Here is a 14061-nt window from a genome sequence, read left to right on the forward strand (position 1 = left end):
TCTGGCAGCCCGTCACCCCCCGTCCAGACTCACGATCACCGCTTCCGCCTCCACCACTTTGATCAGGGCCATTCTGCCCACGATCTCCGGATAGCGCGTAGAGGCTGCCACGGTCGCCAGGTAGTACTCGAAAGTGCGGACGCCCTCCGGAAACCAGTCCCAATAATCGGCAAAGACCAACTCGGTGGTCAGGCGTTCAATCCGCCGGATGTCTCCCGTAAACTGTAGACCCCCGGGGCCGCTTGCCGCGGCGCTGACATGGATCTCCGCCCATTCAGTCCCCAGCATGCGGAGTCCACGGGGCCTGATCCGCACGTCGGTCATGCTCACGCTCAGGTCGTGCTCCAGTTCAATCTTGCGGCCCACGAGCTCGCGAAACAGAGTTGGGCTGGCGGCCCGGAAAGCGCTCGCGGTTTCCCCCCAATCGACGGACTCCTCCTCCTGGGCAGTGGCGGGCCAGGGCAAAAAGAAATGGTTCCAGATCCCAATCAGGGCCAGGCGATACTGCTCAAGGATCGAATTGACGCTAATTTCCATACCCGCCAGCCATCACAACGGCCGCCACCACAAATAGAGCCGCGAACGTAAGTGAGCCGGATAGCCCACCGAACTCCCCCCATCCCCAGAAGGCAGCCGCAGCCGGCGAAATCAGGCACTCTCAAAGCTCACCTCAAGCGCTAACCGGCTCCCCAGCCTCCACCTTCTCCGGAACCTGCATCGGCACGATCCCGCCCTCCTGGTCCCCATCCACATCCAACACCTCGCGGAACGCCCCCTCAATCGTGCGTACGGCGTTGCCCAACTGGTGCAGCCAGTTGCCCCAGAATTGCGGGATCGACGGCACCTGTTTCGTCTGCTTGATCTCGCGCTGGACATCCTTCTTGTGCGTGGAAAGGTCGAAGCCCCTCAGCATCGCCGCCCCGACGTCGGTCAGGTTGATCTTGTCGTTCAATTGCACCCGCACCAGGTCCCGCCGGATGATCCGCTCCACGCCTTCCTTGTTCAGCACCGGGATGCACTCCTGGAAGGTGAGGACGCCCGAAACAATCCCGGTGTCGCTCGTCATCCTCAGCAGCGTGGTCGCGCTCGTCGGAGCCTTCACCCCAATCGCCGGAGCCGTAGCGTGCAGCCGGATCATCGCCGGCCCGGAGATCCCCGCCCACAGCCCGCCCGGCAGCTCGGTCATCGAGAAGTAATTCGCCACAATGGCTTCCAGCGCCCGGTCCTCCAGCTTCTCTATCTCTTTCGCCGTGAACCGCTTCGCCTCCTCGGCGCGCTTCACGAAGTCGTCCTCATACCCGGTCTTTTCGTACAGCCGGTTGAGGATTACCTCCGTCCAGTTCGGGGTGCCAAACGTCCACGCCACCGGGATCGTCTGGGCCGCCAGCAGGTTCAGCCGGACAATGATCCGGTAGATCAGCAGCTTGTTCGTGCTCTCGATGTAAACCCGGCCCTCGTTGAAGTCCAGCAGCACCGGCACCTGCTTGCGGACAATCGTGGTGACGCCCAGCGTCTCCTGGTCCACCGTCTTCTTATCGGTGGCCTGCAGAAACCGGTAAGGCCGCTCCAGCAGTACATACGACCGCTGCTCTTTCACGGAGGGCAGGTCGCTCGCCTTCTTCCAGTCGTTCGCTACAGCCCACATTCCAAACCAGGGCATCGTCGGGTGCAACTGGAACCGCTCCGCCGAAACGGCATAGCCCTTGTCTGCCAGGATCTCTTCCGGCAGCGTCTCCTCGGAACCCTCTTCCCGCTCAGTAATCGCAAACTTCGCCAGCTCCGCCTGCTGTTCCTCGTTGAGCTCCTGCTCCTCGTCCAACCGCGGAGCGCTGAACGGGTTGAACCCCAGCGCATCGGCCCCATACAGCCGCGCGATCGCCGACGCCGCCATCTGGGACGAAGCCGCCATCAGCAACTGGTTTTCCAGGTTGGTTCTGAAGACTTCCAGCGACTCTTTCGCGAGCCCGAGAATGGCCCAATTACCGCGTCCAAACATGCAAAGTTCCTGCTTTTCCTCTAGAGAATGTCGACAAACGCCGGAATCCGGCAGCGCGAAGGAGTGCGTCGGCTGGCAGCTCGGAAGGTCCCAGTAGGCCGTGGCGCGTAACTGCGGCAGCCCGGCGGCTGACTCCTGACCTCTCACTCTTTTTACCACGCGGCGCCTTTTGGACGGAACGGCGAAGCCTGCGGCCCAGGCCAAGGAATGCGCAGCGGTTTCCCCCCCCGCCTCGAAAATCCTTGACGGCTCCGGATTGTCACTGTACCATCACACCATTACAGTGAAACAGCACCTCCTTCGCCTCGACCCCGCCTCCGGACTGCCCATCTACGTCCAACTGGTCGAACAGATCAAACACGCCGTCGAGATCTGCGCCCTGCTGCCCGGCGACCAACTGCCCAGCGTGCGCGCCCTCGCGCAGGAGCTCGTGGTGAGTCCCAATACCGTGGTCAAGGCCTACATGGAGCTGGAATTCGCCGGCATCATCGAGCTGCGCCAGGGCGCCGGAGCCTATGTCCTGGACGCCGAGCGCAACCCGCAAGCCGCGGGCAAACTGCTCTCAGCCAAGGCCGAGGTCCATAGCCTGGTGGAGAAGCTGCGCGGGCGCGGGCTGCTGGAGGACGAGATCCGCCGCATCTTCGAAGCCGAACTGCTGAACACCGGCGAAGTGGATGCGCGGAAAGGGCGGCCCAAGTGATCATCGAGACCAGCCGGCTCACCAAAAACTATGGCCCGGTTGTGGCTGTGTCCGATCTCCGCCTGCGCGTCCCCAGCGGCGGCATCAGCGCCTTCCTCGGCCCGAACGGCCACGGCAAAAGCACCACCATCAAGATGCTGCTGGGCATGACGCGCCCGGCCTCGGGGACCGGCCAGGTGTTGGGCCGCGACATCACCGATCCCACGGCCAGCCTCGAGATCCGGCGCCGCACCGGCTTCGTCAGCGAGGACAAACTGCTCTACGGATACATGAGCGTGCGCCAGATGCTGGCCTTCACCCGCTCGTTCTATCCCACCTGGCAGCCGCATCGCGAACAAGAGCTGCTGGTCCGCTTTGAGCTGCCCCTGGATCGCAAGGTGAAACAGCTCTCGAAAGGCATGCGCACCAAACTGGCGCTGATCCTGGCGCTCGCCCGTGGCGCTGAGCTGTTGATTCTCGATGAACCCAGCGAAGGACTGGATCCCGTTGTTACCGAGGTCATGCTGCAGGAGGTCGTACGGTCGGCCGCCGAAGGAGCCACCGTCTTCTTCTCCTCCCACCAACTCTCGGAAGCTGAGCGCATCGCTGACCAGGTCTTCATCCTGAAGCGCGGGCAAGTGGTGCTCGAGGGCCGGCTCGATGAGCTGCGTTCGAAGTACCGCCGCCTGAATGCCGTATTCGCCGGCGCGCCTCCGCTGGAAGCCCTGCGGCCGCTCAACCTGCTGCACACGCAGACCGAGGGGCATGTCCTGAGCGCCTTGACGAATGGCCAGGCGGAGACGGCGGTCGCGGGGCTGCGGCAATTGGGCGCCCTGAGCGTTGAATCGCATCCAGTGAATTTGAGGGAGCTGTTTCTCCAGGTAGTGCAGGAGCAAGCGCAATGATCTGGTACAAAGCCTGGCTGGAGAGCCGCTGGCGCTTCGCCGCCGGCCTGCTGCTGGTCACCGCCATCGCCGCAATGGACATCGGCCAGGCCCGGCTGTTGATGCCGCGGCTCGGTATTCCCGCCGATCAGTTTGGCCAGTTCGTGTGGAAGTCTTACTTCACACGTATCGCCTTTGGCTGGACGCTCAGCGCCTTGCTGCTGGCCGCCGGCGGGCTGGTTCGCGAACAGGCTTTGGGTTCCTGCCTGTTCAGCCTCTCGCTGCCGGTGAGCCGGCGCCGCTGGCTGGCCGTGCGAACCCTGCTCGCCTTGGGCCAATCCCTGGTGCTGGCCCTGATCCCAGCCGGCGTCGTCCCCCTCATGGCCGCACTGCTGGGCTGGAGCTACTCCCCCTGGGACGCGGCGAAATTCTCCCTGCTCCTCTTCCTCACAGGTCTGGCTACCTTCGCGGTCGGCATCCTGTGCTCCTCCCTCTTCCAGAACGAATTTGCGTCGGTGGCCGTCGGAATCGGGTTCGTGTTTGCCTGCGGCATGGTGGCCAACGCCGTAGCTCCGCACAGCGAGTATGGAGCCTACATGACAGGCCGCCAGCACATGGACGCCGCCTGGCACCTCACCAGAGGCTGGCCCTGGTGGGGCATCGCGGCCAACGCCGGCGCCGCCCTCGCGCTGGTAGGCCTCGCACTGAGGAACCTGGAGCGCCGGGACTTCTAGAGGCGCCGTCAGCCCTGCAACTCCGCCCCCCGCTACAATGGCAGCAACGTGCCCACCCGGCACCAGCAAGGACACCATCATGCTCACTTCGCGGACGAACGGTCACCTCCACGGTCTCCGGCACGCTCCGGCCCTCTTCCTCCTCCTCACCCTTCTCACCCACGCCGCGCCACGACCCGCGCCGCTCACCCTCCACCACCCGGTCCAGGACAAGAACTTCTACCTCCTCTCCTCCATCGAGCAGAGCCCCTCCGTCCGCGCCCTCATCCAAGCCGACCCCGCTCTCACCCAGATCGCCACCGCCAAACGCTCCGCCCTCCTCGATGCGCCGCGCACCTGCGCCGCCGATGTCGAGTGCTACGCCAAAGCCATGCGCTGGTCCGACGAGGAGATCGCCCAGGCGCGCGCCGCCCTCGCCCGCCTCGCCGCCAACCCGGCCATGGCCCGCTTCGTCGACGGCGTCCTGCGCCCCTCCGGCATGTTTCAGCGCTATCACGCGAAACCCTCCGCAGCCCTCCTCGAAACCGCCTGGGAAGACGCCGCCCGCAAGATGAACCGCGCCATCGACCTCTTCGCCGTTGGCCAACCGCCGCAGCGCATGCCGGGTCCTCCTCCGGGCGGTCCGCCACCGCAGGCCGCGCCCGGTGCTCCGGCCCAACCACCCCGCGGACCCCGCTTCGACCTCACCTCCTACGACGTCAAATCGCCCGCCTTCGCCCGCATGGTTCAGATCATGGCCGGCATCGTCGGCAGCGATCCCAAGTCGCTCGAGCTCTTCTTCCAGCCAACACTGAAGTTCTCCATCGAGCTCCTCCTGCTCCACGGCCACGACGAAGCCGGCCGCCACGAGCCGCTGGAAGCCGGCGAAAATCGCGCCGCCGTGGCTCGCATCGCCACCACCCAGTGGGCGAACTATCCCTATACCGTCATCGTGGTCCTCGGCAACGGGCCCGAACGTGACGGCGTCGCCCTCGCCCCCGTCGGCCGCCTCCGCCTGATGGTCGCCGTCCGCGAATTCCGCGAGAAGAAGGCCCCGTTCCTGCTCGTCACCGGAGGCTATGTCCACCCCAACCTCACGCCCTACAGTGAGGCCATGGAGATGAAAAAGGCCCTGCGCACGGAGTTCGGCATCCCCGAGGACGCCATCATCGTCGACCCGCAGGCGCGCCGCACCACCACCAACCTCCGCAATGCAGCGCGGCTCATCTTCCGCTACGGCATCCCCGCCGATCGCAAGGGCCTCATCCTCACCGATCAACTCCACAGCGCCACCATCGAGACCCCGGCCTTCCTGGAACGCTGTGTCCGCGACTTCGGCTACGAACCCGTCCGCCTGCTGTCGCGCATCTCCCCCTTCGATCTCGAGTTCACCCCGCTGATCGACTCGCTCCACGCCGACGCAACGGACCTGCTCGATCCGTAAGACCGCCCGTGTCCACCAGGGCTGCCCGAATTCCGGGTAGCCCTGGTGGGACGGAGTCGCAGGCGCGCAAGACAGGCAATCCCCAACGAAGGCGGCCTCTCCAGCGCGCGACCGCTCAGAGGATGGGCCAGGCAGAGCAAGAAAGAGATCTGGCCCCACACGCTCTCTTACGACCATTCAGGTTCCAGTTCGAGGATCACCCGGCAGGAAGGTCGGCGCAGGTCCCGGGAATGGCCGCAGTGGGCCCGCTCAGGCGAGGAGGTGGTAGGCAGCGAGAAACCTGGTCCGACTTCCGGGTTGGCGACGATTCACCCGAAACAGGTACTCCTCTGCAACGCAGGGGCGCAAGCATCACGCGATCTTCCACGGTTGCTTTCAGCCTTACGGCCGGTGCGCGTCCTCGGTTTCGAAATCGGGGAGACACGAGGGAGCACTCCCGAACATGCGCCGGCAGATGCGGCAGAACTGTGCCGAATCCGAAAAGCCGGCAGCGTGAGCGGCCTCGGTCAGCGAAAATCCCAGAGCAATCTGCGTGAACGCCTCTTCAATGCGTAGGGAGAGACGGTACTGCCGCATAGGCAACCCCACATCGCGTCGAAACAGGTGGGCGAATCGGCTCTCGGACAGGCCAGCTCTGGCGGCAAGATCGGCAAGGCTGATGTTCTCATCCGATTCCAGCCTGAGAGACTCGATCGCCGAACGAACTCTCGGGTCGATGGGATCGGCCGCAATTACACCTGGCGCGAGCAGATCCACTATTTGAGCGACGGCGGCGCGCACACTCGGCACATCCCATCTTCCCTGACGTCCGCGCTCGAACTCGCCGCGAACTATCTCGCATTCGGCTTCGGACAGAGGCGCCTGCCCCAACCCATGCAACCGGGCGCGAAGGCGTTGCCCGATTTGCGAGAGCGGGTCGATGAGAATCACAACGGTCGCGCCACTGCACTCCATCAGGTGGCATTGGCCGGAGCCAGTTAGCCAGCCGGACTCGAATCCCTCGGGCTCGCCGTATCCAATCCGTAACGACACGGTTTCAAGCAAACCCACGGTCAGTTGCATCGCAAAGTGGGCGTGAAGGTCGTGTTGGATCAGCGCATCTTGCATCGAGTGGAGATGGAGGGCGCCGCCGCGCCATAGGAACGAGCGAGCTACGGCCGTATCCTTTTCCATTGCTTAACAATACGAATCGCTCAGCAGGTTCGTTCAAGATTTCCCGTCTCGATCCGCCTACGCTAATTGCAGGAAGATCAGATGACGCTCGTTGACAGACACCCCCCGACCCGCGCACGGGTGAACAATTCGGCGAATATGCTGGCCCTTGGATCCGCGATTTTGGTGCTTAGCACCGGACTTCTGCTGCTGACGCACTTTCACGCGGGCGCAGGCGCGCTGCGGGCTTCGGCGCTCGGCCAGTCCCGGCTCGTGTGGGTGAACCTTCACCGAATCTCGGCGCTGGCGTTCCTCGCGGCCGTCGCAGTGCACGTTCAGTTGCACTGGCGCCCGATCCAGGCCCAATTCGAACGCGTGTTCGGCAGGAGGCCCGGCAACGTCTCGCGCGCCGACCTGGTGTTGTACATCGGCTCTGCTGTTGTTTCCGTGACCGGATTGACGGCTTGGTTCGCGGTGTCCGGGTCGCCGCCTTTGTTCGGCCCGGTGACGCTGAGCGGGTTGGCGCCGCAGAGGCTTTTCTGGATTGATCTTCATCATTGGTCCGGGCTGATCGTGCTTCCGGCGGTAGTCATTCACGTTCGGCGCCGCTTTCGTTCGATCCGCCGGGCGATGGGGTGGTGAGGGAAGTGAGAGGAAATATGGAAGTGAACAACCGAATCTACGACGACCTGGGCCACGTGTGGTGGGACGACCAGGCCGGGTTCGAGATTACGAGCCTCAGATTCTGCATGAATCCCGTGCGATACGGCTACTTCCAGAGGCACGTGCAGGCGCTCGCCATGCCGGGAAAGGCCGTATTGGACGTCGGGTGCGGTGGCGGTTTTCTGACAGAGTCATTTGCCAGGGATGGTTATGACGTCGCAGGCATCGATTCGTCCGCCAACTCCATCGCCGCTGCGCGGGAACATGCAGCGGCCAGCGGGCTAGCGATCGACTACCGCGTTGCGCGTGGCGAATGCCTGCCATACGCCGACGGTTCGTTCGACATCATCAGTTGCTGCGATGTCCTGGAACACGTTCACGATCCGAATCAGGTTATTCGCGAGATTTCACGGACACTCAGGACTGGCGGCATATTCCTCTATGACACAGTCAATCGAACCTTCATGAGCTGGCTTCTCGCGATCAAGCTCTGGCAAGACTGGCACATCGCAGGCTTCAGCGCGCCGAACGTGCACGTATGGCGCAAGTTCATCAAGCCCGGCGAACTGGCCGCCATGATGAGTCAGGCTCAACTCTCGCCTCGCGACCAGAAAGGTATTAGCCCCGGAAGAAGCCCGGCGGTCTTGCTGCACACGATGCGGCAAATTCGCAACGGGCGACTGCGCGGACCGGAAATCGCGAAGCACTTCACGCTGCGAGAGTCCGACGACCTCAGCGTCTCCTACATTGGATGCGCACAGAAACTGGGTACCTTGACGCGGAATGCAGACGATGGTTCCCTCCGGTAGTCGCCCGGCATTTTCCGCGGACATGGGATGCTCAGTGAGGTTACGCGCCATCCGGAAGTCAGGTCGGTCCCACTCTCCGGACCCTGCCTCCACCGCGCATACCCTTCAATCTCATCCCTAATCAACTCCGCCGCCCGGCCGCCGGCGTTGTGTAGCTCAGCTCCAGTCTTTGCCTGCTGAACTCAACAGGGTGCGCCAACCTGGCTTCTCCGCCACACTCGGCATGCCCCTGCGCGAAGCCATCCAGTCGCAGCGTCCACCCCCGATTCTGTCCGCTGCGGCGTTCTCCAGACTCGCGGAAACTCAACCCGGCCGGACGGGGCAACCGGTTACATGCTCGATCTACTCGTCGCGCCGGCACTGACCCTCTGCAGCGTAATGAGAGGTGAAGCACCTTGACGACCAGAACCACAGATTTCGCCTCTACGGTTCCACACAAGATTGCGATGCGGCTGCTCCCGTTTCTCTTCCTGGTCTACATCACTGCGTATGTCGACCGTGCGGTCGTTTGAACTCGCGCCCCGTTCGGCTCGGTTCAATTGATGATCGAGCCACACCCGGACTGAAGGCGCGATGCCGTGGCGTGCAACAATCGCGCTAATGTGACACGGCGGCTGGACCGGGTGGAAATAGGGGGCACGGCAGTCGGTCCTGCACTTGATCGCTGACTGGCGCTTCAGGGGTTGGGAGTAGTTGGCCCCGGCTGCAAGTTTCCGAGATCCCCGCTCTCATCCGCGATTTCGGTCCGGGCACAATTCTTCTCGTCTGGGTGTCAGAATGTTCTGGAGATGGTTTCATGAGTCGCGCCGTTCTGTCCTGCTTGTTCGCGTGCTCGATTCAGGTGGTGCAAGCGGAAGAGTTCATATGGAGAGGCAGCATGGCCGAGAACGCGATGGCTGCGACGATCAGCTCGGCGCCCGGGTTTGCCGCGGTTAGGCACACGGATTGGCTGGTTGGGCACGCACTCTTTGTTGCGCGAAGGTACCTTGGAGCTTCAGCCAGCCTGTTCGCGGTGCGACCTTGGTACCCAAGAGTATTGCGTGGCCTCGGCGCGACTCTTCTGCTCAGTGGCTTCGTTTTCACAGCGAAGATCACACTGCGCATATTATGGGTTTTGAATCTGCACGTGTAAGCGTCGAAAGGCAATCGACTCTCCCTGATAAAGGCCGAAAGACTGCGTTATCGAAAAGCAGCAGGTCACTTGGGCGCGTAGACGTCCTCTCGGACTTTCACCACCGGGCACCATCGCTCCTGAACCACGCGCCAACGGGAAGCAATTCGGCAGCAGTCCAAGCTGCGGATTGCCGATGACCTACCCGGAGAAGCCAACTCGCCACTCGTCCTCAAGCCCGCCCGTAACGTACATGTGTCGAGCTACGAGCTTCGGCCAGGTGGATCGGAATTGCGAGAAAGCCCCTTTGACGAGGATTCGGCAAAAGGCGGTTCACTGAATGGTTCGACCGCGATGCACTCATAGCGCACTTCAAGCACAATCAGGTCGGTTGTGCCGCCCGGTGCCCTGAGTTCTACGCGGTCGCCTTCCCCCGACTTCAGCAATGCGCGTCCCAGAGGCGAGAGCCAACTGATGTGGTGGCGGTTGAGATCGACCTCGTCGGAACCCACGATACTGACCACACGTTCGGCACCCGTGGCATCGGCACAGCGCACAGTGGCCCCAAAGTATACCCTTGCCGAGGCCTGCTCCGATCTCGGAGCGCCCGGGTCGACCACTTCTGCAGCTTCGATTCGCTTGCGGAGAAAGCGAATCCGGCCATCGATCTGACGCAGCCGCCGCTTCCCGTACTTATAGTCGGCGTTATCGCTGCGATCGCCGTTGGCGGCCGCCCACGACACCATCTCCGTGACGGCCGGGCGTTCCCTGGTGACGAGAAAGTGGTACTCCTCATTGAGACGCTTCAGGCCGCCTGGCGCGATGTAGTTCTTGCCCGGCGATTCGGGTTTGTCCGGTTGAGGTTGTCGAGTAAACGCTGTTCGCACTTCTTAGTCCGTCCCGCGCGAATCTCGCGGATGAACCAGGGGCCACGAGGAGGGGGCGCGGAAAGCACCGCGGATGTCCGGGTTCCCTGGGAGGCGTGCCTCTACCTACCGATTGTTTCACGTGCCACAATCCGCGTTGAGCCGACTCGCCGCCACGGGCGCTCGCGCCCGAAGGCACGCCGATCGCAGAAGTCCACCCTGCGCTCGCGAGTTGCTAGCGAATCACGCGCAATCGGGAAGTTGGGCGGGCAAGGTTCGTCAGCAGGTCTCAACTTCGGCTTTGCCAACCACTCACCCAGTGGCTGCTGCTGATCCACTTCGGCGGCTCGCGCGTTATCCGTCAAGGTGAGGTGTCGCTGGCGCCGGACAACTCGGGCTCTGCGAGTCACCTCTTCAACTACCAGCACGGTTCCGTTGGGTTCGAACCGATGACCCAGCTGGTGCCGCGATTCGAGCGAAGCCCGAATCTGGGGGCGGTCACCTCTTTGTCACAGGCTGCTTTCGCGCTCCCTTTCTCAAATACTTCTTCTCCACCACACGATTAGCGGCCGACTGCTCCTCGTTGACTATAGACGCATACTAGACTCTCTTGTTGCTGTACTCCAAGCGGGATGTCGGGCGAACAGGGCTGGTGCCGAAGAACGCCCCCAACAACGGAGCCGAATGGTAGAATCGGTGGCCGATTGGAGACAGGTGGGTATGATTCTCTGCAGCATAGGTATCCACGCCTTCGAGAAATGCGAATGCCGCCGTTGCGGGCTCAAGCGTCACACTTGGACGGCCTGCACCTGCTCGGCCTGCGGCGCAACGCGCCACGGTTGGATGGCTTGTAGATGCATACAGTGTGGCTCCGCCCGCGATTCCGAACACTCCTGGGCGGGCTGCAGGTGTGACGCATGTGGCCTGACACGCGACCAGTCACACACTTGGGACTCGTTCCGGTGTACCACTTGTGGCAAGGTGTCCCACTTGGCACAAGCTCTTCTCGAGGAAACCGTTGGGATTGACTGCTCCTTCGCATTGCCCGCTGGAACCCTAGGGCTCCAGCAGGAATTACGAGAAACATGGACGGAGTTTCTGCTAGCCAGCGGCCTTCGTCCTCCCAGTGCCGTATCCAACGTCGATTTCCGCTTCAGCCTCGCAATAGAAGCCGAGGACATCTACGCCGATTATGAACAAATACCGGACCAGGGCCGTGTCCGCACGGTATACAAAACGCTCCGTGTCGGCAGCAGATGCACTGCCACAGCTAGATTGCGGCAGGGAGACGTTCTTCTTTGGTCACATAAGCGGGGCATCACCTCCTCGCCGCCAACTCGAGTGGTATTCCCCACCGGAGTGAGTAGTAAGATCCACGATACGTGCTGTGGTGCGCTCGGGGCGCTGTTGGTGGACCTCACCGCCGAGTTCAGACGACCGGAACTCAGCTTTGCTGCTTTGCGACTTGCCGTCTCGCCTTCGCTTTTAGGAAAGCTCGCCTGCGAGTCAATTACCGACGCAGATCTCTTGACGACTATTGCTCTGTCTCATAAGTCGGCCGCGAAAGAGGTCGCTGTCATGCGCATCACATGCGACGACCACCTCGCGCAGATTGCCAGAGGCAGTGACTCAGATTCGATTCGGTCCCTTGCCATTAACAGGATCGCAGACCAGAATCTTCTTGTTGTAATGGCCCGGTCAGCCGAATCCTACACGGCGAGAAGAACCGCGGTAGCTCGACTTTTCGATCAGTCGGTGCTGTGCGATGTCGCAACGAAGGACGAGTACTCCTCCGTTAGAAAGGAGGCAGTCACGCGAGTTATCGACCAAGATGTCCTGTGTAAAATCGCGACGATCGATGCTGCTGCCGAGGTCCGAAGCACCGCCCTCGCCCGTATCGACAAAGTTGATCTCCTAATGCAGCTAGCGATCGATTGCCCTCAGCCCGACGTACAGGTCGCCGCCATCGCCCGTATTTCGGAAGCATCTTGTCGTGCCGCCATTGCCAGGCGCTCGTCGAACCCGCGAGTGAGAGTCATTGCTATTGAGTCTGTCTCAGACTTAGGGGAGCTCGCCGAGATCGCCCGCCGGGACATCGAGCCATCGTGTAGAGTCGTCGCCCTGCGGCGATTACGGGATGATACTGTAATAGAAGAAATTGCCAGAACCGACCCAGACCCGTCAGTGCGATCTGAAGCGGTTAAGCACATCCCCGCCGCTCATCAGCAATTACTTTTTGAACTGGCGCTGGCGGAGGACATTCAGAAGGTGAGGATAGAGATACTTAACAGAATTACGGATGAGGGTCTGGTCCGCACAATCGCCAAGCGCGGCTCATCAGCGCAAGCCAGGAATGATGCCATGAACTTGATTGCTGATGAGGACGTCATTTACGAATATGCGAAAACAGACGAGTCGTTGAGGTACCGTGCTATCAACAGGATAAATGACGCTGCGTTGTTGCGGATGCTGATCGATGATTCCCCAGACTGGGGCGTCGAGGCGCAGGGTTGGGCTGTCTCTCGGCTCCACTCCGAAGCTTTGGCGAAAGTAGCTACAGACGCTCCGGAGGCGAACGTAAGAATACTCGCTATTAACAGCCGTCGGATTTGCGATCAGGCTATCATAGCCCGTATTTCAGAATGTGATTCGGATGAGAATGTCAGGTTGGCTGCGGTGGAAGGAGTGCTCTGGGAGGGCTTTCGTGATACCGTTCGGCGAGTAGCGATGACTGACAGTTCGGCTGCTGTCCGCCGCGCCGCGGTCCGGTGTGGCATTCTCGGGGATTCTACGAATTTGGAGATCGTTGGCTCCGATCCTGACGAGAGCGTATGCTGCCAAGCAGTCGATTGTCTGAGCGACCGCAGTCTGCTTTTGGTGGCGACGCAGCACACGTCTAGGGTAGTCCGACTTCGAGCCCTTGGAAGAATGTCCGGTAAAGCGGTTATAGAGGAACTCCAGAGGAAGCCGCTACCAGAATACTACGAACGCCTTGCGTTTGAGTTCTCAATCGCAAGTTCCTTGGATCGAAGTGAGAGCCGATTCGCTGTGCGCGCCTGGGCCGCGAGTCAGGTGCGGGATCGGGCGTGTCTTGAGACAATCGTGGAAGAGATGGCAGCGGCGATTCCACTCGGTTTCGGCCAACAAGTGCTGGCTCGGATTGCAGGCGATTCTGCCGATGGTCTGAGGTATTCGGCAATCCGGAATCTGTTTGACCCGGTTCTGCTGGCACGTGTGGCTCGTCGTTCGCGCGACACCGCCATCCGCCAGGTTGCCGTTTCTCGGCTTTCGGAAGGTACCGACCTGGGTGCGATTGTGCGCTCCGACCCTGAAGCATCAGTGCGGCACCAAGCAATCGACAGACTTACCGACCTTAGTATTCTGGAAGATATTGCGCTCACCCACGAAGATCAGGAGACTCGTACCTGGGCAGAGCGCAGGGTCCACGAAATACGCAGCCGGCTTGGCTGATCATATGGACGGAACGGGCGCGATGTATTCTGGGCCGCCTCAACATACCGAGTACAGGAGCCCAGCCTAGAACCCAAAGCGACCGTAACCAGTCGAGCTCCCTGGCTGGTTATCCCACACACTGGCACAGCGTCTTCTGCAGCAGTCAGACTGCACTTCGATCAGGATTCGGGCAGATGCGGTGAAGGATGTCTTCGGGTGGCGCGCGGTATGCGTTGGAGGCCGTGGACAACAGCGGGATCGTAGAACCAGAACAGGCCGACAGGCGAGAGG

Annotated in this window: 11 protein-coding genes; 7 read left to right on the top strand and 4 right to left on the bottom strand. The window is 61.8% G+C overall.

Annotated features, from left to right (window positions below; translation table 11 throughout):
• Window positions 1-12: 12 nt before the first annotated feature.
• The gene (locus ACR9Y2_RS06690; RefSeq protein WP_435040280.1) at window positions 13-537 is read right to left on the bottom strand and encodes a hypothetical protein; all 525 of its coding nucleotides are present in this window, start codon (window positions 535-537) and stop codon (window positions 13-15) included.
• A 133-nt stretch (window positions 538-670) separates the two neighbouring features.
• Window positions 671-1996: a hypothetical protein gene (locus ACR9Y2_RS06695; RefSeq protein WP_435040281.1), complete on the bottom strand. Its 1326-nt coding sequence runs from the start codon at window positions 1994-1996 to the stop codon at window positions 671-673.
• Between the two features lie 256 nt (window positions 1997-2252).
• On the opposite strand from ACR9Y2_RS06695, the gene ACR9Y2_RS06700 reads away from it, so the two are divergent.
• The 4 genes from ACR9Y2_RS06700 to ACR9Y2_RS06715 all read left to right on the top strand — a co-directional run bounded on the left by ACR9Y2_RS06700 (window position 2253) and on the right by ACR9Y2_RS06715 (window position 5716).
• A complete protein-coding gene (locus ACR9Y2_RS06700; protein ID WP_435040282.1) occupies window positions 2253-2696 on the top strand; it encodes a GntR family transcriptional regulator in 444 nt (147 codons plus the stop codon).
• Window positions 2693-3580, top strand: a complete 888-nt coding sequence (locus ACR9Y2_RS06705) for an ABC transporter ATP-binding protein (protein WP_435040283.1) — start codon at window positions 2693-2695, stop codon at window positions 3578-3580. The genes ACR9Y2_RS06700 and ACR9Y2_RS06705 overlap by 4 nt, the downstream gene beginning before the upstream one ends.
• Complete coding sequence (locus ACR9Y2_RS06710; RefSeq protein ID WP_435040284.1) at window positions 3577-4293, top strand: ABC transporter permease subunit; 717 nt, start codon at window positions 3577-3579, stop codon at window positions 4291-4293. Before ACR9Y2_RS06705 ends, ACR9Y2_RS06710 begins: the two co-directional genes overlap by 4 nt.
• A 79-nt stretch (window positions 4294-4372) precedes the next feature.
• The gene (locus tag ACR9Y2_RS06715; RefSeq protein ID WP_435040285.1) at window positions 4373-5716 is read left to right on the top strand and encodes a YdcF family protein; all 1344 of its coding nucleotides are present in this window, start codon (window positions 4373-4375) and stop codon (window positions 5714-5716) included.
• A 381-nt stretch (window positions 5717-6097) separates the two neighbouring features.
• Here ACR9Y2_RS06715 and ACR9Y2_RS06720 read toward each other — a convergent pair whose 3' ends face one another.
• The gene (locus ACR9Y2_RS06720) at window positions 6098-6823 is read right to left on the bottom strand and encodes a helix-turn-helix transcriptional regulator (RefSeq protein WP_435040286.1); all 726 of its coding nucleotides are present in this window, start codon (window positions 6821-6823) and stop codon (window positions 6098-6100) included.
• Between the two features lie 147 nt (window positions 6824-6970).
• On the opposite strand from ACR9Y2_RS06720, the gene ACR9Y2_RS06725 reads away from it, so the two are divergent.
• A complete protein-coding gene (locus tag ACR9Y2_RS06725; RefSeq protein ID WP_435040287.1) occupies window positions 6971-7510 on the top strand; it encodes a DUF4405 domain-containing protein in 540 nt (179 codons plus the stop codon).
• 23 nt (window positions 7511-7533) lie between these two features.
• Window positions 7534-8340, top strand: coding sequence for a bifunctional 2-polyprenyl-6-hydroxyphenol methylase/3-demethylubiquinol 3-O-methyltransferase UbiG (gene ubiG, locus ACR9Y2_RS06730; RefSeq protein WP_435040288.1), 807 nt, complete (start codon window positions 7534-7536; stop codon window positions 8338-8340).
• A gap of 1374 nt (window positions 8341-9714) precedes the next feature.
• Here the strand turns inward: ubiG and greB are convergent.
• Entirely contained in the window at window positions 9715-10338 is a 624-nt protein-coding gene (gene greB, locus ACR9Y2_RS06735) for a transcription elongation factor GreB (RefSeq protein ID WP_435040289.1), read from the bottom strand.
• A 969-nt stretch (window positions 10339-11307) separates the two neighbouring features.
• Here greB and ACR9Y2_RS06740 point away from each other — a divergent pair.
• Window positions 11308-13788 carry a hypothetical protein gene (locus ACR9Y2_RS06740; RefSeq protein ID WP_435040290.1) on the top strand — a complete coding sequence of 827 codons (2481 nt, stop codon included), beginning with the start codon at window positions 11308-11310 and terminating at the stop codon, window positions 13786-13788.
• The last annotated feature ends 273 nt before the right edge of the window (window positions 13789-14061 follow it).

Source organism: Paludibaculum fermentans, assembly GCF_051172195.1.
Lineage (GTDB): Bacteria > Acidobacteriota > Terriglobia > Bryobacterales > Bryobacteraceae > Paludibaculum > Paludibaculum fermentans_A.